This window comes from Actinosynnema pretiosum (assembly GCF_024171695.1).
GTDB classification, from domain to species: domain Bacteria; phylum Actinomycetota; class Actinomycetes; order Mycobacteriales; family Pseudonocardiaceae; genus Actinosynnema; species Actinosynnema pretiosum.
The window spans coordinates 463,092-483,991 of the sequence record NZ_JAMTCF010000006.1 but is presented as its reverse complement, the minus strand read 5'-3'; the positions used below and the strand labels follow the sequence as shown (position 1 = coordinate 483,991).

Genomic DNA, 20,900 nt, shown 5'->3' with positions numbered 1-20,900 from the left:
TCACCCGGACGGGAGAGCTGAACCGGGGCCCAGTCGCAGGCCGCCCGGTGGTGGGGGTGGGCCTGCTCGCGTTGGGTGGGGCGCACCAGCAAGCCGGTGGGCGGGAGGTCGGGTGTGGGGAGCGAGTCCTGGTTCGTGGTCCTGCCCGACCTGGTGGGGGCCGGGCGTGCGCTGCGGCGGTTGCGGGGAGGCGCGGTGCTCGTCGCGCACCGGTCCGGGCGGCCCTGGGTCGTCGGGAGCGGGACCCCCGTCTCGCGGGAGGACGGGGTGGTGGTGATCGGGGGCGGGGGTGGCGCCGAAGTCGCCGTGCGACTTGGAGCAGGCGTGCTCGCGGTTCCAGTCGACGGGGCCGCCGGGGGCGACCGGGTCCGGGCGGGCAGCTGCCACCTCAGCGCCTCGGTCGACGGGGGCGTCCGGGTCCGGGGCACGGCGTCCGGTCTCCGGCGGGTGTTCCACGCGCGCGTCGACGGCGTCGATCTCGCCTGCGACCGGGCCGACGTGCTCGCCGCCGCCGCGTCCGCGCCCGTCGACGAGGCCGTGCTCGCGGCGCTCCTGCTCGGCGACCGGCTCCCGCACCCGCTCACCGACCTCACGCCCTGGCGCGGTGTCACGGCCGTTCCCGCAGGCAGCGAGCTCGAACTGCGCTCGGACGGCGGCACGCGCACCCGGCGGTGGTGGACGCCACCCGAACCGGTCCTCGGCATCGAGGACGGGGCCGCCGGGCTGCGGCGAGCGCTGGAGGAGGCGGTGGGGCTGCGCGGGGACGCGGTCACCGCAGGACCGGGTGGGATCGGGGCTGCCGTGCTCGGACTGCTCGCCGACCGGCGCGGCGCGCTCACCCCGACCGACGCCGCGCCCGGCGGGGCGGCGACCCGCGCCACCGACCTGCCCGCGCCACCGCCGTGCGCGCCACCGCCGTGCGCGCCACCGGGCCCGCTGCCACGCCTCCACGGGACCGGCGCCGACGAGGTCGTCGGCGCGCCCGTCGAGTACCTGCACGACCTCGCCCGCCACGACCCGCGCGCCGCCTGGCAGCACCTCGCCGCCCACCGGGCCCGCCACCGGTGGGCGGTCGGGGACGTGCTGCGCGGGTTCGCCGACCGGCGGGACTACCGGGCCTGGCTGCTCGACCAGGCCCACGCGCTGCACGACGACGCCGTCCCACCGCTCGGCTGGGGCGCCCCGCCCCGCCTGCCGCCGTGGGTGAGCGTCGAGGCCGCCGCCGGGGTCGCCGCGCTGCTGCGCGCCCACGCCGACGTCGAACCGCTCGCACCCCGCCGCGGGCAGCACAGCCACCTGCAACGGGTCAGGGCCGTCGCCGCGTCCTTCCTGGCGGCGGGCGGGGGCGAGGCTCCGTTCCTGGACGACCGGGTGCTGGAGGCGTGCCTGGCGGTCCGGGCCGAGCAGCGCGGCGCGCCCTGGGGACGCGCGCCGCTGCTCGTCGCGGCCGTGCCGGAGGTGGCGTTCGCGCCGGAGGAGGCGAGCGCGGACCACACCGGCGAGAACGAGAACGACGACGGGAACCACGACGACGAGAACGACGTGCTCGACGCCTCCCCGCTCACCGCGCTGGGCATCGTCGACGCCGACGTCGTGCGCGCGCACCTCGCCGTCCCCGAACCGCGCTGGGCGACCGCCCTGGCGCACACCCTGGCCGTGGCGCGCTGGCGGCCGGGCGGCGCGCTCGGCGGGGGACCACCACGCCCCCGCGACCCGCCACCCGCCGTCAACTAGCGTTCACGGCCGGACTGCGGTTTTCCTGGAGGTCGGTGCGGTGAGTGGCGAGCCGGTGGGCGGTGCCGGGCTGGGCAGGTGGGCGCGGGCGGCGCGCTGGGGCGGGTGGCACGCGCTCGTCGCGGTGGCGGGCGGCGCGCTCTACCTCGCCTTCCCCCCGCACGGCCTGTGGTGGACCGCGATCCCGGCGTTCGCCGCGCTCTGGACCGCCCTGCGCGGCGTCCGCGCCCGCCGCGCGTTCGGGCTCGGCCTCACCTTCGGCCTCGCCTTCTTCCTGCCGCACCTGCTGTGGCTCAACGACTTCCTCGGCCGCGAGTACGGCGTCGGCCCGTGGCTGCTGCTCTGCGCGGTCATGGGCCTGTACAGCGCCGCCGCCTGCGCGTTCGTGCCGCTGGTCTCCCGGCTGCCCGCCGCCCCGGTGTGGGGCGCGCTGCTGTTCGTGCTCCAGGAGACCCTGCGCGGACTGGCGCCGTTCAACGGGTTCCCGTGGGGCCGGGTGGCGTTCGGCCAGGTCGACGGGCCGTTCCTGGCGCTCGCCGCGCTCGGCGGGGCCCCGCTGGTGTCGTTCGCGGTCGTCGTCACCGGGTTCGGGCTGGCCTCGTTCGCCACCGCGCCCCGCAGGCTGGGGCACGCCTGGGTCGTCGTCCCGCTGGTCGCCGCGCTGGCGACCGCCCCGCTGGTGGGAACCGCCGCCCAGGAGGGCGAGCGCAAGATCGCCGTCATCCAGGGCAACGCCCCCGACATCGGCCTCGGCCTGCTCTACGCGCGCGACACCCTGCGCGCCAACCACCTCGGGGCCGCCGCCGAGCTGGCCGACCGCGTCCGCTCCGGCGAGCTGCCGAAGCCGGACCTGGTGGTGTGGCCGGAGAGCTCGGTCAGCGTCGGCGCCGACGACCTGGGCGTCGACCTGGCGGTGCGCGAGCTGGGCGTGCCGAACCTGGTCGGCGCGGTGCGGCGGGTCGACGGGAAGCAGCAGAACGCGATCGTCGACTGGGACCCGGTCGAGGGGCCCGGCGAGGTGTACGCCAAGCAGGAGCTGGTGCCGTTCGCCGAGCACATCCCGGTGCGCGACCTGGCCAGGATCATCACCCCGTTCGCCGACACCCCCGACATGGACGCGGGCGGCGAGCCCGGCCTGTTCGACGTCGCGGGCACCAGGATCGGGCTGGGCATCTGCTACGAGCTGGCCTACGACTACGTGCTGCGCGAGTCCGCCGCCCAGGGCGCGCAGCTGATCGTCGCCCCCACCAACAACGCCTGGTACGGGCCCGGCGAGATGACCTACCAGCAGCTCGGCATGGCCCGGCTGCGCGCGGTCGAGCACGGGCGGGCCGTGGTCGTCGCGGCGATCAGCGGGGTCAGCGCGGTGGTCCGGCCGGACGGGACCGTGGCCGAGTCCACCGGCATGTTCACCGAGGACCTGATGGTCGCGGACGTGCCGCTGCGCTCGTCGGTGACGGTCGCGACCCGGATCGGCGGGGTGCTCGGCGGGCTGTTCACGATCGCCGCGCTCGGCGCGATCGCGGCGGGCGCGTGGCTGGCGCGCCGCGAGCGCGGGGCGGCGGCCGTCGAGCGCGTCGACGAGCCCGTCCCCACGCCATGAAACGGGCGGTTCCCGCCCCCTGGTGAGGGGGCGGGAACCGTTGTGGGGGATGGAGGAGAGGGTTCAGGGGGTCACACGCGGAAGCGCTCCACCGCCGCGCGCAGGTCACGGGCCGAGCTGTCCAGCGACTGCGCCGCCGAGGTGACCTCCGCGAGCTGCGCGGTGGTCCGCTCCGTCGCCTGCGCCACGCCCGACGCGTTCACCGCGATCTCGCCGGACCCGGTCGCCGCGCCCGACACGTTGCGCGCCATCTCGGCCGTGGTCGCGGTCTGCTCCTCGACCGCCGCCGCGATGGTGTTCTGGAACGAGCTGATCTGCCCGATGATCGTGGAGATCTCCGCGATCGCCAGCACCGCCGCGTCCGTGTCCGACTGGATCACCGCGACCTTGCCCACGATGTCCTCGGTCGCCTTCGCGGTCTCCTGCGCCAGCTCCTTGACCTCGTTCGCGACCACCGCGAACCCCTTGCCGGACTCGCCCGCCCGCGCCGCCTCGATCGTGGCGTTCAGGGCCAGCAGGTTGGTCTGCTCGGCGATCGAGGTGATCGCGCCGACCACCGAGGCGATCTCGGTCGACGACGCGCCGAGGCGGGACACGATCGTGGTGGTGGACTCGGCGGTGGACACGGCCTGCGCGGCGACGCGGGCCGCCTCGGCGGCGTTGTGCGCGATCTCCTGGATGGACTGGCCCATCTCGGCGCTGCCGGTGGCCACGGTGCGCACGTTGCCCGAGATGTCCTCGGCCGCCGCCGACACCCGGCCCGCCTGCGCGGCGGTGTCCTGGTTGTTCTGGGACAGGGTCCGCGCGGTGCCCGCCAGGCCACCGGCGAGCGAGGTCAGCGAGGTCGCCCCGTCGGACAGCGCGGTCACGGCGGCGCGGGTGTTGTCGACGGCCTCGGCCAGCGCCCGGTCGGCCTCGGCGACCTCGTCGCGGCCCTCCGGGGTCGGGGTGGCGGTCAGGTCGCCCTCGGCGACGCGGCGCAGCGCGCGGACCGTGCGGCCCAGCGGCGCGGTGATGCTGCGGGTGACCGCGAACGCGAGCAGCGCGGCCAGCGCGATGGCGGCGACCAGCGCGATCGCGACCCAGGTGACCAGGGTCGACGCGGCGGACTCGGCGGCGGCCTGGTCGGCGGCCAACCGGTCGCTCAGCTGCGCGATCAGGGCGTTCGTGTCCTCGACGATCGTGAAGTAGATCTCGTAGCCGGGGCCGAGGACGATCGCGTCGCCCTCGTCCACCGCGCCCCGCGCGTACGCGGCGGCGGCCTGGTCGTCGGCGGTGAAGTACTTCTTCCAGGAGTCGGAGATCCTGGTGAAGACCGTGCGCTCGGCGTCGGTGAGCCGGTCGGCGGGGACGGAGGCGAGCACCTCGGTCAGCTTGGCCTTGTCGGCGAGGAAGCCCGCGCGGTTGCCGCTGGTCGGGGCGACGGCCTCGGCCGGGGTGAGCCTGCGCGCGTCCCAGGCGTAGGCGACCTGCCAGCCGCTGATGTCGGCGTCGTAGAACTTGATCAGGTCGGCGGTCCGGACCAGGTCGCGGACCTGCCGCTCCCGCGCGGCCGACTCCTGCTGGTCGCCGATGCCCAGCACGGCGGCCACCGAGGCGCCGCTCAGCACGACGGTGACGGCGGTGAACGCGGCGCCGAGCCGGGCGCCGGTGCGCAGGCGGCGGAGCTGACCGGAGAACATCCGACCTCCAGGGGCGGTGCGCCGCAGGGCGCGGCGGTGCACCGGCTGTAACGGCAGGGACCGGGGCAGGTTGACGGGTTTTCCAGCTGGGTGGTTCGCCTGTCCGGGCGACCGCGGTGGGAGTGGGGCGTGTGGGGGGCGTTGTGCGCAGGCAGCGTTAATGCGTTGCGTAAGAGCAACGGATAGGAAGTCGGTGAGGTGGAGAAATTCCGGTCTAATCAGCGGATTCCCGAGAGGTGCGTCCCCGGAAGTCGTTGCGCTCGCGCGACGTTGTAGCGTTGTGCTGACACACCTCGAAGCCCTTGCTGCCATCCGTCGGGAAGCAGAGTGATCGCCCCGAGGGGGGTGCATGACGATCAGTCCACTACCGCCGAGGGTGCGCGCTGCGCTGGCCCTGCTGGCGCTGCACACCGATCTCCGACGCGGCATCGACCGGGTCGCGGCCTCCGGCTCGGGTGGGCTGTTCGTGCTCGGCTGGGACGACACCGTCGACAAGGTCTGTTCCGGTGGTTACCCGTTGCCCGGCGTAGCCGCCACCCCTGAGAACCTGTCCCAGACCGCCAAGATGGACCTCGCCGTGATCCTCGGCGGCGATGGCCTCACCGAGATCGTCCGCGCCCACGCCGTGCTGCGCCCGCACTCGAACCACGTCCAGCCCGGTCATGGCGCCCGGCACTCCACCGCCGCGAACACCGCGCGCGACATCGCCGTCCCGGTGGTCGCCGTCAGCGAGGAGACCGGCGTCGCGACCCTCTACACGGGTGAGCACCGGATCGTGCTCACCGAGCGGAACGTGCTGATGAGCAAGACCGCCGTCCGCGTTCTGCTGCTCGAATCGCGCCTCAGCGACCTGTGCGACCCCGCGCTCGACCTGGCCCGCGCCGATGAGTTGCGCCGTGAGGTTGGTGCGCTGCTCGACGACTTGGACCTGCTGCTGCTTGAGCTGGGCGATGATGGTGCGATCACGGCCGAGCTCGTTGTCGTGTACCGCCGCAAGCTGGCCGCCGGTCCTGTCAGGGGGAACCCGCTCGCGCCCGGTGAAACCGACGAGTGGTGGGACCACGCGCTGGTGCACGTGTCGGCACTGCTGTCCGGGACGCCGGACGTGACGGCCTCGGCTGACCCGTCCCTGCCCGAGCTGCGCTTCCGCGACGAGCCCCACGCGCTGGCCTGGTTGGACAAGCGGTGGGTCGCGCTGCTGCGTTCCACCCGGTGGGCCCTCGACAGCGGCGACCACCGCACCGCGCTGCGCAGGCTCACCCTGGTGCTGGACTACTGCTACCACCGCAAGCCGTGGCGGGACTGGATCGACCTGGCCACCAGCGCCGTGCTCATCGCCCGGAGGATCGGTGACCAGGCAACCGAGGCTGCTCTGCTGTCCACCCTCGGCCTGGCGCACCGCGAGCTGCGTGATCACGAGGTCGCTGTCGAGCTGCTGTCGCTGGCCGCCGAGGTGTGGCGCGGACTGGACGACCCGAGCGGTTGTGCCGTCGCGCTCAACCGGCTCGCCTACGCCCACGTCGAGGCAGGTACCCCTGACCTGGCTTTGAGCCTGGCCGGGCAGGCGCTGGAACTGGCCGTGCTGGCAGGCGATCCGAAGCTGGAGGGCATGGTGCTCAACAACCTGTGCGGCATGCACCGCAGGGCGGGCGACCTGGTTGCGGCGTTGGAGCATGGCGACCGGGCGACCGAGGCGTTCCAGCGCGCGGGTTACCGGCAAGGGCTCGCCTGGGCGGAGGTGATGCGCGGCAACGTGCATCACGACGCCGGGCGCCACCAGGAGGCAGTTGCCTGCTACCAAGCCGCGCTTGCCGTCCGTACCGCCGTTGACGACCGCTACGGGGTCGCGGTGTGCCACCACGACCTGGCCAGGACATTGCTCGCGTCCGGTGACCGGGCGGGCGCGCGGGAGCACTTGGACCTGGCGCTGGCGCACTTCGACGCTATCGGCGATCCGCGCGCGGGGGACGTGCGGGAGCTGCTGCGCGAGGTCGCGGGCTGAGCGGCGGAGGGGGAGCGTTGAAGGACATCAGGAACGTGGTCAGCGGCGCGGCGCACGTCGTCGTGCAGGCCGGGAACATCGAGTCGGTCGGGCTGCCCGTTCCGCGCCCGCCCATGCAGCTGCCCGGTTGGCAGGGCGTGCTGTTCAACCAGCGGCAAGCCCAGGCGCGCCTGTCCGAGGCGTTGCCGGACGGCGGACCCGCGCTGCTGTGCGTGTCCGGGCAGCCGGGTGTCGGCAAGTCCGCGCTGGTAGTGCACTGGGCGCGACGCAACCTGGCACACTTCCCCGACGGGGTCCTGTACGCGGACCTGCGCGGCCACAACCCGGCCAACCCGCCCGCCGAACCCGGCGAGGTGTTGGACCAAGTGCTGCACGAGCTGGGTGTCACCGGGGTGGGTGACACGGGGAACCGGGCCGCCCAGTACCGCAGCGCGCTCAGCAGCAAGCGGGTGCTGGTCGTGCTCGACGACGCGTCCGGCGCCGAGCAGGTTCGGCCGCTCCTGCCAGGCGGGCGCTCGGTGGTCGTGGTGACCAGCCGGTCGCGGCTGCGCGGCCTGGTCGTGCGCGACGGCGCCGTCGACATCCCCCTCGGCCCGCTCTCGCCCGACGACGCGGTGGCGCTGCTCGCGCAGCGCAGTGACGGCGTGAACGTGGCCGACGACCCGGAGACCGAGGTGCTGGCCCGCCGCTGCGGTTACCTGCCGCTTATGCTGCTGATCGCCGCCCAGCGAATCGACGGCTTCAGCTACGGCACGGCCGCTGAGCTGGCCGGGGCGCTGACCGGGAAGGCGGTGTTCGCGGTGCTCAAGGACGGTGCGGAGGGTGAGGCGTCGCCGGAGGACGTGATCGGCCTGTCCTACCGCAAGCTCGCGCCCGAGCACGCGCGGGTGTTCCGGCTGCTCGGGCTGCTGCCCGGCATCACGGCCACACCCGACGCGGTCGCTGCGCTGGCCGACGTCGGGGGCGGGGTGGCGCTGGACGCGCTCGGCGCGCTGTGCCGGGTCAATCTGCTGGAGGTCGTCGAGGCCGGTCGGCGGTTTCGGGTGCACGACGTGCTGCGGGAGTACGCCCTCGCGCGGGCCGAGGACGAGGAGAGCGCCAGCGAGCAGTTCGACGCGGTGCGGCGTGTGCTCTCGTGGCGCTTGGCGGGTGCGCTCGACGCAGACCGGGAGCTGCAGGCCCCGGTGTCCGATGCCCGGTCTGGGGAGAAGGCCGCAGCGGCCCAGGAGTGGTTCGCCGCCGAGCGGGTCAACCTGGTCGCGTCCGCGCGGCGGGCCGCCGAGCTGGGTGAGCACGAGGTGGTGTGGCGGCTCGCGATCGCGCTGTTCGAGCACTGCTATCGGGTGAAGGCGTGGGACGACTGGATCACTGTGCACGAGCTGGGACTTGCGTCGGCGCGGGCCGCAGATGCCCCGGCAGGGGTGGCCCAAGTGCTCGGCGGGCTCGGGGTGGCGCGCCGGGAGCTGCGCGAGTACGGGTGCGCGGAGGAGTGCTTCCGGGAGGCGCTGCAGATCCACGAGAGGGAGCGGGACGAGCGCGGGATCGGGTGGGTGGCGGTCCGGTACGCGCAGTTGTGCCGTGAGCTGGGGCGAGAGAGCGAGGCGCTGGCGCTGCTGGAGCGATCATTGCTCGCGGCTGAGCGGATCGGCGACCTGCACGCGGCCGGGGTGGCGCGCAACGGCCTGAGCGGGGCACACAGGGAAGCCGGACGGCCTGTCGAGGCGCTGGCGTTCGCGGAGGCCGCGCTGAGCGACTTCACCGCGACCGGGGCGCGCAGGAGCGCGGCGTGGGCGCGGTTGAGCGCGGCGAACGCGCTGCGGGACGCCGGGCGGTTCGCCGAGGCGGTGGCGCGGTACGAGCTGGTGCGCGAGGCGCGGCGGGTGCCGGGGGAGGAGTACGGGCTGGCGCTGGTGCTGGCGGAGCTGGGGTTCGCGCGGTGCCTGTCCGGCGACGTGGCGACCGGGCTGGCGGAGCTGCGGGAGTCGTTGGCGCTGCTCCCCGAGGGGGACGCCGTCCGCGACCGGGTGCGCGGCTGGATCGAGCGCTTCACCGCTTCGTCGGGCGAGGCCGGCTCGACCGGTTCCTGACCCGGCTGGCGCCTGACCAGGCCGCTCACCGCCGGATCGCCGACCGACGGGCGTCCCCCGTGCTCGGGACGCCCGTTCGGGGGTCAGTGCTGCTCGCCCTCACGCCGGGTGAGCACCACGGGCCCGTCCTCGGTGATGGCGACCGTGTGCTCGGAGTGCGCGGTGCGGGAGCCGTCCGCCGAGCGGATGGTCCAGCCGTCGTCGTCGTAGACGATCCGGTCGGTCGTGCGCGCGAGCCACGGCTCCAGCGCCAGGGTCAGACCGGGCCGCAGCTTCAGCCCCCGGCCGCCCTTGCCCTTGTTGGGCACGTGCAGGTCCTCGTGCATGGTGCGCCCGATGCCGTGGCCGCCGAACTCGGTGTTGACCTTGTAGCCGAACTCGGACGCCACCGCGCCGATGGCGGCCGAGATGTCACCCAGCCGGTTGCCCGGCCGGGCCGCCTCGATGCCCGCCTCCAGGGCGACCTCGGTGGCGCGGATGATCCGCTGGTCCTGCTCGTTCGGGGTGCCGACGATGACCGTGCGCGCCGAGTCGGCGACCCACCCGTCGATGCTGACCGCGATGTCGGCGCTGAGCACGTCGCCGTCGCGCAGGGCGTAGTCGTGCGGCAGGCCGTGCAGGACGGCGTCGTTGACGGACAGGCAGATGACGTTGCGGAACGGCCCCTCGCCGAACGAGGGCGCGTAGTCCCAGTAGCAGGACTCGGCCCCGCGCTGCTTGATCAGGCCGCGCACGTGGTGCTCGATGTCCATCAGGTTGACGCCGACGTCGGCCAGGTTCCCCACCTCGGTGAGCACCTCGGCGACGAACCGCCCGGTCACGTGCATGCGGTCGATCTCCGCAGGCGTCTTCAGCTCGATCATTTGTACCCTCGCGTCACATCAGTGCCGGTATTTCTATACCGGTACCTTAACACGGGCGCGGTATAGAAATACCAACTGCGGGGCGGCGGCGTGCCGCTGAGGGGGTCGCGCAACTCGGTGATGGGCCGCTTGAGCCGAGGGGTGGTCGTGGTCGGGTGCGGGTGATCGACCCGCGAGCGGGAACTCGTCACGCCTGGGAAGGTTCCGGGTGCTGCCGCGCCGTGGTCTCGCGCCTGCGCGGCAGCACCCTCGCCAGCACCACGGTCAGAACCGCGGCGAGACCGGCCATCCCCCACAGCGCGACGTGCAGACCGCTGGTGTAGCCCGGTTCCGCGAGCCGGCCGCCGGTCGTCGTGGCCAGCACGGCGCCCACGACGGCGATGGCGATCGTCTCCAGCGCGAGCCGCACCGCGTTGAACATCCCCGCGCCGGTTCCCGCGCGTGCGGGATCCACGCTGCCGATCGCGACCCCGTCGATCAGCCCGGTCGAGATCCCGAACCCGGCGCCGACGGTGAGCAGCGGCCCCGCGATCGACAGCACCGACGCCCCCGGCCCGATCACCGTCAGCCAGGCCGCGCCGATCCCGACCAGCGCGACCGCCAGCACCACGACGCCCTGCGGCGGAACGACCTTGGTGACCAGCGGCGCCACCGGCGGCAGCGGCAGCCCGGTCAGCAGCATCAGCACGACACCCGCCTCGCCGGGGCACTGGTCGGGCTGCTCGGCGCGGCGCGCGCGGTCGTCGCCGACGTCGGCGCCTGCCTGGTCGGCGTCGCGACCCTGCTGCTGGTCCGGCACCGCGAGCCCGCCCCAGCCCGGCCGCGCGAGCGGGACCGGTTCCTGTGGGAGCTGACCGCCGGGCTGCGCCTGCTCGTGGCGAACCGCTCACTGGTGCTCATCACCGCCACCAACAGCTTCGGCGGGTTCGTCGTCGCCGGGCTCGCCCCGCCCGGACCGGTCGGCGTGGCCGTCGCCGCCCTCGGGTTCGCCGTCACCTTCGCGGGCCTGCTGGTCTACAACGTCGCCCAGCGCGCCTACCGGCTGCTGTCCTGCCCGCCCGACCACCTCGGACGGGTGAACGCCGCCGTCAACTGGGTGCAGTGGGGGCTCCGGCCGCTCGCCGGAATCGTCGCGGGCGGCCTCGGCGCGGTGCTCGGCCTGCGGCCCTCGGTGCTGCTGCTCGCCTGCCTGCTGCCGCTGTGCGCGATCGCGCTGCGCTTCTCGCCGCTGCGCGCCGAGGCCGTCGCGCCCTAGACCCCCAGCCCGCCGACCACCCGCACCACCTCGGCCGCCTCGCCCCAGGACAGCGTGAACCCCGCCCCGCCGTGCCCGTAGCACGCCACCACCGGCAGGCCGCGCCCGTCCACCACCTCCAGCCGCACCCGAGGCCGCGCCGGGCGCAGGCCCACCGCCCGCGACACCACCGGGCACCCGGCCAGCTCCGGCACCAGCGCGGTCGCCCTGCGCAGGATCGCCGCCTCGACCTCGGGGTCCGGCTCGGTGCCCCACTCGCCCACGTCGCCGGTCCCGCCGCACACCACGTCCCCGTCGCGCGGCACCACGTAGGTCAGGCCGCCGGGGTTGTCGTCGTCGGTCACCCAGCGGGTCAGGCCGGGGTTCGCCAGGCGCACCACCTGCCCCCGGATCGGGTGCACCTGCGGATCGCCCAGCAGCGCCCCCGAGCCCAGCCCGGCCGCGACCACCACCGCGTCGAACCCCGCGCCCACGTCCTCCGGCTCGACCAGCCCGGCCGTGCGGAACCCCACGCCCAGCCCCTCGACCCGGGCCCGCAACCAGCCCAGGTACACGTCCGTCACCGCCACCGGCAGGGTCACCACCACCCCGCTCGCGCCCTCCGGCACCTCGGACGCGGTCGCCGGGCGGTGCGCGGCCACGGCCGACGTCCACGACAGGTCGGGGTCGGGGCGGCGGGCGAGGACGGTCCCGGTGCGCATCCGCACGCCCGTCGCCGGGTCCGCCGCCAGCGCGGCCAGCCGCTCACCGGTGGTCCTGGCCGACGCCAGCACCCGCGCCGAGCTGTCCACGGCGTGCGGGAACCAGATCGCGGCGGCCACCGACGACACCGACCCCGCGTGGTCCGCCCCGGCCACCACCTCGACCCGGTGCCCGGCGACCGCCAGCTCGTGCGCCACCGTCAACCCGACCACCCCGGCGCCGATCACGGCGATTCGCCCCATGCCCGGCGACCCTACCCGCGCGTCCGCGCGCCCCACGCCGTCACGGCCCGAGCACCCCTCACAGCCCGACGCCCTCCGCCAGCCCGTCTACGTGGAACCGCAGGAACGCCTCCGGGTCCCACACCGCCGAGTCCGCGTACTGCCCGAACACCTCGAACAGCACCGCCCCGATCACCGCCGACCACAGCCCGTACACCCGAGCCACGTTCCCCACCGGCATCAGCAGCCCGTACGCCTCCCGCAGCTCGCCCATCGCCGCCCGCACGGCCGCCGAGCGCGGCGGGTCCACCGCCCGCAGCCGCCCGGCCCGCCACGCGTGCTCGACCACCCCGCCCAGCGCCAGCACCACCCGCGTGCCCGGCCCGCCGGTCTGCTCGTCGGGCGCGTGGTAGCCGGGCACCGGGGTGCCGTGCAGCAGCGCGAACCGGGACGGCTCCCGCAGCGCCCAAGCGCGCGCCGCCAGCACCCCGGCCTCCAACCGCCCCCGGTGCGCCCGCCGAGAGGCCGCCGCGAGCGCCGCGTCGACCTCGTCGGCCAGCTCGTCGTAGGCGTCCACGATCAGCAGGGTCAGCAGCGCCTCGCGGTCGCGCACGTACCGGTACAGGGCGGACGGCACCACGTCGAGGTCCCTGGCCACCGCCCGCAGCGACAGCTCGGCGGGCGGCCCGGCCTTGAGGTGCTCGCGGCCCACGCGCACGATGTCGCGCGTCATGCGCTCGCGCGCGGACCGCCGTGGGGTGACCATGCCGCACACCCTAGAGAGCGGTCGCGACCCCCGCGGGCCGCCAGGCGCGCCAGCCCCGGCAGGCCGCGTAGGCGACCGCCGTGCTCACCGCCAGCCAGCCGTCCACCAGCGCGGCCCCGATCCCCTCGCCGGTGTGCGCGACGGTCAGCGCCACGGCGGTCAGCGCGACCTTGTGCACGAGCACCAGCTCCCACAGCGCGGGCGTGCGCCGGGGGTGCGCGGCGAGCACCGCCCACAGCCCGGCGAACACCAGGAAACCGGTGGCGCGCCAGGACTCCACGACCAGGTGGTCGTCCGGGACGTCCCCGAGCGCGAGGGCGCCCGCGCCGAACGCGCCGAGCGCCAGCAGCGCGTTCACCCCCGCCAGCGCGCGCCCGACCCGGTCCAGCGGCGGTCCGGTGGTTCCCACGGCGTCCCCCAACGTCGGTGAAACCGAGAACAGTGTTCTCGGATCGCCCCGATTCTGGCTTCCGTCCGGCGGGCACGTCAAGGTAGCGGCGCGCACCGCCGCGAACACCGTTCCCGATCCGGCGGGGCCGCTCAGGCCGGGGGCTCGCCCGGCAGGTGGTTCACGCACACCGGTCGCAGCTCGCGCAGGATCGCGTACGCCAGCGTCGCGAGGTCGTCCACCTGGTCCCCGGCGAGGTGGTCGAACAGGTTGGCGCGCAACGCCGTCGCGTAACCGGGCGCGCACTCGGCGACCTTGCCCTCGCCCTCCCCGGTCAGCCTGGCCTGGGTGTACCGGCCGTCCGCCGGGTCGGGGTTGCGGGTGATCCAGCCGCGCTTCTCCAGCCGCGCCACGATCCGGGACAGGTGCGAGGCGGTGACGCCCGCGCTGTCGGCGAGCTGGCTCATGTGCAGCACCTTCTCAGTGCTGGTGGAGAGCCACCACAGCACCTGGTACTCGCTGTGGCTGATCCCGGCTTCCTTCTGCAGGTGCGCGTCGAGCGCGGCCGGGAGCCAGGTGGTCACGCCCAGCAGCAGCGCCCACGCGCGCTGCTCGGCCACGTCCAGCGGCTTCGGGGCTTCCTCGCTCGGCACCCCCGCACCCTACCAAGCCGTCATTTGACATGGAAAGTGATTCGGGTATGGTCACTTTCCACGGAAAGAGTTTCCGTGGAAAGTGATCACCCGTCGGGGTGGTCGAGCGGTCCGCCAGGGCCGGGAACCGAGGAGAGAGCCATGCGCGCAGCGCGCTACCACGAGTACGGCCCCAGCAGCGTGCTCACCGTGGACGACGGCGTCGCCGAGCCGCACGCCGGACCGGGCGAGGTCCGGATCGCGGTCGGCGCGGCCAGCGTCAACCCGGTCGACTGGAAGGTCCGCGCGGGCCACCTGGCCAAGCTCTTCGACCTGCCCGTCGAGCAGCAGCCGCCCGGCCTCGCCGCCTTCTACATCGAGCTGCCCGCCATCCCCGGCCGTGACGCCGCCGGGGTCGTCGACGAGGTCGGCGAGGGCGTCACCGGCGTCGAGGTCGGCGACCTCGTGTTCGGCCTCGGCGGCCTCGGCGGCGCCACCGCCGAGCACGCGGTGCTCTCCGCCTGGGCGCGCGTGCCGTCCACCTGGACCGTCGAGCAGGCCGCCGCCGCGGGCCTGGCCGTGGTCACCGCCGGGGGAGCGCTCGACGCCCTCGGTGACATCGAGGGTCGCACCGTCCTGGTCGAGGGCGCCGCAGGTGGCGTGGGCAGCACCGCCGTGCGGCTCGCCGTCGCGCGCGGCGCGAAGGTCGTCGGCACCGCGAGCGAGCGCAACCACGACTACCTGACCGAGCTGGGCGCGGTGCCCACCACCTACGGCGACGGGCTGGCCGAGCGGGTCGCGGCGCTCGGCGGCGTCGACCTCGTGCTCGACGCGGCCGGGTCCGGCTCGCTGGCCGACCTCGTGGCCATCGCGGGCGGCCCCGACGCGGTCGTCACCGTCGCCGACCAGGTGCGCGCCCCCGCGCTGGGCGTGCGCGCGCTCGGCGCCGAGAACAACCCGGTGCTGCTGGCCGAGGCCGCCGACCTCGGCGAGCGCGGGCAGTACGCGCCGCACGTGTCGCGGGTGTTCGCGCTGGAGGAGGTCGCGCAGGCGCACGCGCTCGTCGAGGAGGGTCACGTGCGCGGCAAGGTCGTCGTGCGGATCTGAGTTCCCCGAATGCGTTCACGGTGGTGAACAATTTTGTTCACCACCGTGAACGTGATTGCGCCGAACGAGTTTTCGTTGCTTGACCGGAAAAGCTGCGCTACGGTCCCCATTACCGCGCTTCTCCGCTGTTTGCGCAGTTCAGAGACGTGAACAACGGATGCGGGATCGCGTTTTTCCGGGTGCTCGCAAGGAGGCGTGCATGGGTTCGCGCAACCGTTTGAACATTTCTCCCCATTCGTGGAGGGTCTTCTCCGCGCTGGGCGCCGTGGGCGCTCTGGTGGTCGCCCTCGTGGCCTGGCCGAGCGCGCCGCCCGCGTCGGCGGCGGTGAGCGCGGGCACGTACGTGGTCACCAACGGCGGCAGCGGGCAGTGCCTGGACGCGGGAGGCGGAGCGAGCGGGTCGCAGTTGACGCAGGCGTCGTGCGGCGGGGCCGCGAGCCAGCGGTGGACCCTGGCGGCGGTCAGCGGCGGCTTCCGGATCACCTCGGCGGCGGGCCTGTGCGCCGGGGTGCGGGACGACTCGACGTCGGCGGGCAAGGTCGTGGAGCAGGTCGCGTGCGGCAGCACCGGCAGCCAGACCTGGACCCTCGTGGAGAGCGGCGGCAACCACCGGGTGGTCAACGCCAACGGCGGGAAGTGCTTGAACACCAAGGACAACTCGACCGCGTCGGGCGCCCCGGTGCAGACCAACTCGTGCGACAGCGCGGCCACCAAGCAGTGGTCGTTCACCACCTCGGGCGGCGGCAACCCGACCACCACCACCACCACCACGACCACCGGCGGTGGCGGCGGCCCCACGACCACCACCACCCCGCCGCCCGGCGGCGGCGTCGGCGACGGCCCGTGGCCGGGCGACACCGGCAGCGTGCACCAGACCACGACGAAGAACGCGGGCACCTTCTTCGACGGCGGCCTCAAGCGCTACTACGGCATCGGCGACGGCGGCCAGGGCGAGAGCCAGGACCCGATGTTCGTCGTGGCCAACGGCGGCACGATCCAGAACGTCATCATCGACGCGCCCGCCGGTGACGGCATCCACTGCGAGGGCTCCTGCACGATCCGCAACGTGTGGTGGAACGACGTCGGCGAGGACGCGGCCACGTTCAAGTCCTCCAGCTCCTCGGCCACCTACCTGGTCGACGGCGGCGGCGCGAAGTCCGGCGCGGACAAGGTGTTCCAGCACAACGGCGCCGGGACGCTGACCATCCGCAACTTCCAGGTGCACAGCTCGGGCAAGCTCTACCGCGCCTGCGGGAACTGCTCGTCCTCGTACCAGCGGCACGTCGTCCTGGACGGGGTCACCGCGCGCTCGACCAAGGTCCTGGTCGGGATCAACACGAACTGGGGCGACACGGCCCGGTTCTCGCGGATCACCGTCTACGGGAACACGACGGTGTGCGAGAAGTACCAGGGCGTGCCGAAGGGCAGCGAGCCGAAGAAGATCGGCGAGGGGGCGGACGGGAAGAACTGCCTGTACCAGCCCTCGGACATCACCCAGCGGTAGCAGGCGGACCGGGGGCCGGGGTCGACGTCGACCCCGGCCCCCGGTCCCCGTCGTCACGCCGCGGCGCGCACGGCGGCCTCGGCGACGGTGGTGGCGACCTGGCACACGTCGACGTCGAACCGGCCCTGCCGGACCTGCACGCCCGCCACGCCCCGCTCCAGTCGCACGAGCACCGCGCACGCCGTCCCCTCGCGCGGGTTCATCGTCACCCGGTGCGCCTCCCGGCCCGCGACCCGCACCTTCGTCGTGCGGTCGGGCGCGGTCCGGCTCAGCGCGAACCCGTCCGGCGCGGCCCAGAACACCTCGGCCGTGAACAGCCCGGAGCCCTTGCCCTCGTTGTGGTTGGTGTAGACGCACGAGGTCGCGAAGCCCTCGTCCGGCAGCCGCAGGGTCGGCACGACGTCCCTGGGGTGCCTGACCTGCTCGGGGAACGCCGCCCAGCCCAGCGCGCACGGGTCGAACGGCGCGCCGACGGCCGCCGCGTCCGGTGGCACGGGGTGCGCGCCCAGGACCACCGGGGCCGTGGCCACCCGCTTCGCGGGCGGCGGCTCCTCGCCCATCGCCGCCAGAACCTTCCCGGTGCTCTCGTCCAAGCCTGCGCAGCTCAGCGACTTCACCTGCACGGTCTGGAGCTGGAGGTAGCGCAGCACCAGCTCGCTGCTCTCGTTCACCAGCGGCAGCCCCGCCTGCCAGGCGAACTCGTTGCGGCACCCGGTCGCCAGCTTCTCCTTGACCACGTCCCGGCCGCCCATGACGACCACCTCGGCGTTGTCCGGCCGGTTGCCGACGGGGTCGCCGCCGATCAGGAAGCTCACCTCGATCCGCTGGCCGCCACCGCGCCCGACCTCGACCACGCACGTGTTCGTGCCCAGCGGCTTGCCGAGCCGCGCGCCGGGGGAGTCCAGCAGCGCCGAGGCTGGCACGCACGGGTCCAGGGTCGCCAGCGCCAGCTCGGGCGAGCTCCGCCCCTCGCCCGCCACGGGCAGGTCGGACCACAGCGCGGCGGTCGACTCCAGGTAGCCCCGCCCGGCCCCGCACAGGTCGACCCCCGGCGTGTCGCCGCCGTGCATCCCGAACTCGATCAGCGGGGGCACCAGCCCGCGCGAGGACTCGGGCAGGCCCAGCTCCTCGTCGACGTCCAGGTAGAACGAGCACTTCGTGTCCTTGGCCACCAGCGCGGTCCGCCCGGCGACCTGCTCCGGCGCGCCCCGCGCCCGGCCGTTGGCGGCGTTGGCGGCCAGCGTCAGCTGCACCTCGTACTTCAGCTCGCCCGCGCCCTCGCCGACCGCGACCACCGCCCGGCAGGTGCCGAGCACCGTCGCGGGCAGCACCAGCTCGGTCCGGGAGCCGGGGAACGCCTTCGCCATCGCGGGCTCGTCGTAGAGCAGCCCGCAGGCGTCGACGGCGCGCAGGTGGGCGTAGGCCACGGCGAGCGGCCGGTCCTCCTCCTCGACCTGCTCCACGATCGCGGTCCCGCCCGCGCCGACGCGCTGGTCGGGCGGCACGGGCACCGCCCTGGAGCCCACCACGCTCGTGCAGGCGGCGAGCGGCAGCAGCAGCGCCGCCGCGACCAGCGCGCCCGGCCTCCCGCGCGACCGACGACGTGCTTCTGTCCCTCGTGCGACGATCAAGTCGACCCCCCGGTCGGAGCTGTGCCGTGAACGCTGGCGGCGCTCCCGTGACCGGGCCCGCGCCGTGCCGCGCACGAAGCTAGCAACGCGGGCCGCCCGGCGCGGGTGTTTCGCCCGAGTCCGCCGGAACCGGCCGTGATCCGTCCTCAGTGGACGTCCACCGGGGGAGCGGCGCGTCACCGCACGCCGGTCAACCAGCGGTCTTGACGATCTCCGCGGCGACCGCCGCGCTCACCGCGCACGGGTCCACCGGGAACTTGTCCTGCCACAGCTCGCCCCTGGCCGTGCCGCTGCCCAGCGCCACGACCGTCTCGCACGTCGGCTTCCCGCCCCGCTCGGTCGAGGCCAGGCTCGTGCCCGCCCTTCCTGCCAGGTCCACCCGCTGACCCCCCGGCTTGGCCGCCTCCGCCGCCAGGTCGAACGCGCCGGGCGCCCACCACTGCACGATCGCGCTGAACACGGCGGGCTTGGCGCCGGAGCCCGGTTCGCCGGGGGTGATCGAGATCGAGTCGCTGTTGGAGTAGTCGCAGCCGGTGGCGAAGTCGCGATTCGGGCGCAGCGGCAGCGGCTTGGTCCGCTGCGGGTGCCTGACCTGAGCGGGGAACGCGCCCCAGCCCTTGCCGCCGATGTCGCACGGGTCGAAAGGCGCGCCCACGTCCTTCGCCGCGGGTGCGGCGGCCAGGTCGCCCAGCCGCACCCGCGCGCCCGCCGCCGATCAGCGGGAGGTCCTGCCGCAGCGCGGCCGTGGCGGCCAGGTACTTCCTGGCGGTCTCGCAGGCGAGCTGGTTCGCGCCCAGCTCGAAGCTGAGCACCGTGAGGTCCAGGACGGCCGCGTCCGGGGGACACCGGCAGGTCGTTGACCGTCTCGGCCGGTCCGGCCGTCGTCCGGGTGCTTGGGGCCCAGCGCCAGCCACAGGTCGAACCCGCCGCGCTTCTCAGCGCCCACGGCGACCTTCAGCTTGCAGCCCGCCAGGTCGAACAGGCCGGGGATCAGCGAGAACGGGGTGTCCTGGCCGAACAGGGTGGTCACGGCGGTCTCGTCGTAGAGCAGGCCGCACACGTCGATGTCGCGCAGCTTGGTGAGCGCGGCCGAGAGCCGCGTGTCGCCTTGCTGCTCGCCCCGGAGCGAAGTCAACCCAAAAGGGTGACAGGACCACTCTGCGTGGTCCTGCCACCCTTCTGTGAGCAGCCGAGCCTCGTGCCCGCGCCTCAGCTCGCCGCGCAGCTCACCGACGGGGACGCGGGCGGCTCGCCCGCCCCGTTGAACCCGAAGTTCGTGCTCCCACCGGCCTGGATCGTGCCGTTGTACCCCTCGTTCGACACCACCACCGTGCCGCTGTTCTGGTTCAGCTTGCCGTTCCACGACGACGAGATCGTCTCGCCCCCCGTCGCCGTCCAGCTCACCGTCCAGCCGCTCACCGGCGCGCCGCCGGGGTTGCGCACCACGACCTCCCCCTGGAACCCGTTAGGCCACGAGTTGGTGATCGTCAGCGTCGCCTCGCAGCCACCGGGGCCGGAGGGGGCCTGCGACTCCTCCTCCGACTCCTCGGTCTCCGTGGGCGTCGAGACCCGAGGGGTGATCTGGCGCGAGTAGACCGTGGTCGTCGTCGGGGGCTCGCTGCTCGACGGGTCGGGCGCGGCCTGCGTCGACGCGCCCTTGTCGTCCGAGGTGGTGGACAGCGCGAAGCCCAGCACCACGCCGCCCGCGAGCAGCGCGCCCGCGATGCCCGCCCACGCCATCGGGCGCAGCGACAGCTGCCTGCGCACCGCCAGCATCATCGTCCGACCACCCTGCGGAGCGGCGGCGGCAGCGGGCGGCGGGGACGCGGGAGCCGGGGGAGCGCCCGGAGCGGGCAGGGTGCGCGCGGCGGGCGGCAGCGGCTTGCCCTCGGCGGTGGCCTGGAGCATCTGGCGGGCCTGCGCCATGGTCGGGCGGTGGTCGGGCTCGCGGGCCATCAGCAGCACCAGCACGTCCGCCAGGGGACCGGTGGTGCGCGGCGGGGTCACCTCGCCCTTCGCGGCGCGGCGCAGCAGGGCGTACGGGTTGTCCTCCAGCCTGCCGAAGGGTGGGTGCCCCTCGACGGCCGTGTACAGGGTCGAGCCCAGCGAGAACACGTCCGACGCGTGCGAGGCCGACTCGCCCGACGCCACCTCGGGCGCCAGGAACGCCGGGGTGCCCACGACCTGCCGCGCGTCGGTGACCGTGCCCTCGCCGACCGCCCGCGCCACGCCGAAGTCGGTGATCTTCACGTTGCCGTCGTCGTGCGAGATCAGGATGTTGTACGGGGTGACGTCCCGGTGCACGATGCCCGCCTGGTGCGCGGCGGTCAGCGCCGAGGCGACCAGCCCGCCGATCCGCGCCACCTCGCCGGGCGGCAGCGGGCCGCGCTCGTCCAGCAGGGCGCCGAGGCTGTGCGACGGCAGGTACTCCATCACCAGGCACGGCGTGCCGTCGTGCTCCACGACGTCGTGCACGGTGATCGCGTTCGGGTGCCGCAACCGGGTCGCGATGCGGCCCTCGCGGGCGATCCACGCGCTGGAGTCGGCCGAGCGCACCGACTCCTCCAGCAGCTTCACGGCTATGACGCGGTCCTGCTCCTCGTCCCGCCCCCGCCAGACGACCCCCATCGCCCCTTGCCCGACCAGCGACTCCAGCCGGTAGCGACCGGCGATCAGCTCTCCCGCGTGTGGCACGGGGCGACGGTACCGAGTAAGAGGGTGTA

Annotated in this window: 18 protein-coding genes; 7 read left to right on the top strand and 11 right to left on the bottom strand. The window is 74.4% G+C overall.

The window, feature by feature from the left end; all coding sequences use genetic code 11:
• Window positions 1–114: 114 nt before the first annotated feature.
• The gene (locus LV78_RS15305) at window positions 115–1,734 is read left to right on the top strand and encodes an asparagine synthase-related protein (RefSeq protein ID WP_253845940.1); all 1,620 of its coding nucleotides are present in this window, start codon (window positions 115–117) and stop codon (window positions 1,732–1,734) included.
• Window positions 1,735–1,774: 40 nt separating this feature from the next.
• A complete protein-coding gene (gene lnt / locus LV78_RS15300) occupies window positions 1,775–3,337 on the top strand; it encodes an apolipoprotein N-acyltransferase (protein ID WP_253845939.1) in 1,563 nt (520 codons plus the stop codon).
• Between the two features lie 71 nt (window positions 3,338–3,408).
• On the opposite strand, the gene LV78_RS15295 is transcribed toward lnt, so the two are convergent.
• A complete protein-coding gene (locus tag LV78_RS15295) occupies window positions 3,409–5,019 on the bottom strand; it encodes a methyl-accepting chemotaxis protein (protein ID WP_253845938.1) in 1,611 nt (536 codons plus the stop codon).
• A 349-nt stretch (window positions 5,020–5,368) separates the two neighbouring features.
• Between LV78_RS15295 and LV78_RS15290 the strand changes: the two genes are divergently transcribed.
• Together LV78_RS15290 and LV78_RS15285 are read left to right on the top strand one after the other, a co-directional pair.
• Window positions 5,369–7,021: a tetratricopeptide repeat protein gene (locus LV78_RS15290; protein ID WP_253845937.1), complete on the top strand. Its 1,653-nt coding sequence runs from the start codon at window positions 5,369–5,371 to the stop codon at window positions 7,019–7,021.
• 17 nt (window positions 7,022–7,038) lie between these two features.
• The gene (locus LV78_RS15285) at window positions 7,039–9,108 is read left to right on the top strand and encodes an ATP-binding protein (protein WP_253845936.1); all 2,070 of its coding nucleotides are present in this window, start codon (window positions 7,039–7,041) and stop codon (window positions 9,106–9,108) included.
• Between the two features lie 83 nt (window positions 9,109–9,191).
• On the opposite strand, the gene map is transcribed toward LV78_RS15285, so the two are convergent.
• Both map and LV78_RS15275 read right to left on the bottom strand, forming a co-directional pair.
• Window positions 9,192–9,971 (bottom strand): type I methionyl aminopeptidase, encoded by a 780-nt coding sequence (gene map / locus LV78_RS15280; RefSeq protein WP_253845935.1) that lies wholly within the window; start codon window positions 9,969–9,971, stop codon window positions 9,192–9,194.
• Between the two features lie 187 nt (window positions 9,972–10,158).
• Window positions 10,159–10,770: an MFS transporter gene (locus tag LV78_RS15275; RefSeq protein WP_253845934.1), complete on the bottom strand. Its 612-nt coding sequence runs from the start codon at window positions 10,768–10,770 to the stop codon at window positions 10,159–10,161.
• Between the two features lie 75 nt (window positions 10,771–10,845).
• Between LV78_RS15275 and LV78_RS15270 the strand changes: the two genes are divergently transcribed.
• Complete coding sequence (locus LV78_RS15270) at window positions 10,846–11,226, top strand: MFS transporter (RefSeq protein WP_253845933.1); 381 nt, start codon at window positions 10,846–10,848, stop codon at window positions 11,224–11,226.
• Here LV78_RS15270 and LV78_RS15265 read toward each other — a convergent pair.
• The 4 genes from LV78_RS15265 to LV78_RS15250 all read right to left on the bottom strand — a co-directional run bounded on the left by LV78_RS15265 (window position 11,223) and on the right by LV78_RS15250 (window position 13,956).
• Window positions 11,223–12,170 carry an FAD-dependent oxidoreductase gene (locus tag LV78_RS15265; protein WP_301306530.1) on the bottom strand — a complete coding sequence of 316 codons (948 nt, stop codon included), beginning with the start codon at window positions 12,168–12,170 and terminating at the stop codon, window positions 11,223–11,225. The two genes, LV78_RS15270 and LV78_RS15265, sit on opposite strands and share 4 nt — an antisense overlap.
• Before the next feature lie 58 nt (window positions 12,171–12,228).
• Window positions 12,229–12,915, bottom strand: a complete 687-nt coding sequence (locus LV78_RS15260; RefSeq protein ID WP_253845932.1) for a TetR/AcrR family transcriptional regulator — start codon at window positions 12,913–12,915, stop codon at window positions 12,229–12,231.
• Window positions 12,916–12,925: 10 nt separating this feature from the next.
• Complete coding sequence (locus tag LV78_RS15255) at window positions 12,926–13,324, bottom strand: hypothetical protein (RefSeq protein ID WP_253845931.1); 399 nt, start codon at window positions 13,322–13,324, stop codon at window positions 12,926–12,928.
• Window positions 13,325–13,455: 131 nt separating this feature from the next.
• Window positions 13,456–13,956: a MarR family winged helix-turn-helix transcriptional regulator gene (locus LV78_RS15250; protein WP_253845930.1), complete on the bottom strand. Its 501-nt coding sequence runs from the start codon at window positions 13,954–13,956 to the stop codon at window positions 13,456–13,458.
• 141 nt (window positions 13,957–14,097) lie between these two features.
• Between LV78_RS15250 and LV78_RS15245 the strand changes: the two genes are divergently transcribed.
• Window positions 14,098–15,042, top strand: coding sequence for an NADP-dependent oxidoreductase (locus LV78_RS15245; protein WP_253845929.1), 945 nt, complete (start codon window positions 14,098–14,100; stop codon window positions 15,040–15,042).
• Window positions 15,043–15,307: 265 nt separating this feature from the next.
• Entirely contained in the window at window positions 15,308–16,546 is a 1,239-nt protein-coding gene (locus tag LV78_RS15240) for a pectate lyase (protein WP_253845928.1), read from the top strand.
• Between the two features lie 53 nt (window positions 16,547–16,599).
• Here LV78_RS15240 and LV78_RS15235 read toward each other — a convergent pair whose 3' ends face one another.
• The 4 genes from LV78_RS15235 to LV78_RS15220 all read right to left on the bottom strand — a co-directional run bounded on the left by LV78_RS15235 (window position 16,600) and on the right by LV78_RS15220 (window position 20,871).
• The gene (locus tag LV78_RS15235) at window positions 16,600–18,177 is read right to left on the bottom strand and encodes a hypothetical protein (RefSeq protein ID WP_253845927.1); all 1,578 of its coding nucleotides are present in this window, start codon (window positions 18,175–18,177) and stop codon (window positions 16,600–16,602) included.
• Between the two features lie 190 nt (window positions 18,178–18,367).
• A complete protein-coding gene (locus LV78_RS15230; protein WP_253845926.1) occupies window positions 18,368–18,874 on the bottom strand; it encodes a hypothetical protein in 507 nt (168 codons plus the stop codon).
• An 18-nt stretch (window positions 18,875–18,892) separates the two neighbouring features.
• A complete protein-coding gene (locus tag LV78_RS15225; RefSeq protein WP_253845925.1) occupies window positions 18,893–19,312 on the bottom strand; it encodes a hypothetical protein in 420 nt (139 codons plus the stop codon).
• Window positions 19,313–19,386: 74 nt separating this feature from the next.
• A complete protein-coding gene (locus LV78_RS15220; protein WP_253845924.1) occupies window positions 19,387–20,871 on the bottom strand; it encodes a protein kinase domain-containing protein in 1,485 nt (494 codons plus the stop codon).
• Between the last annotated feature and the right edge of the window lie 29 nt (window positions 20,872–20,900).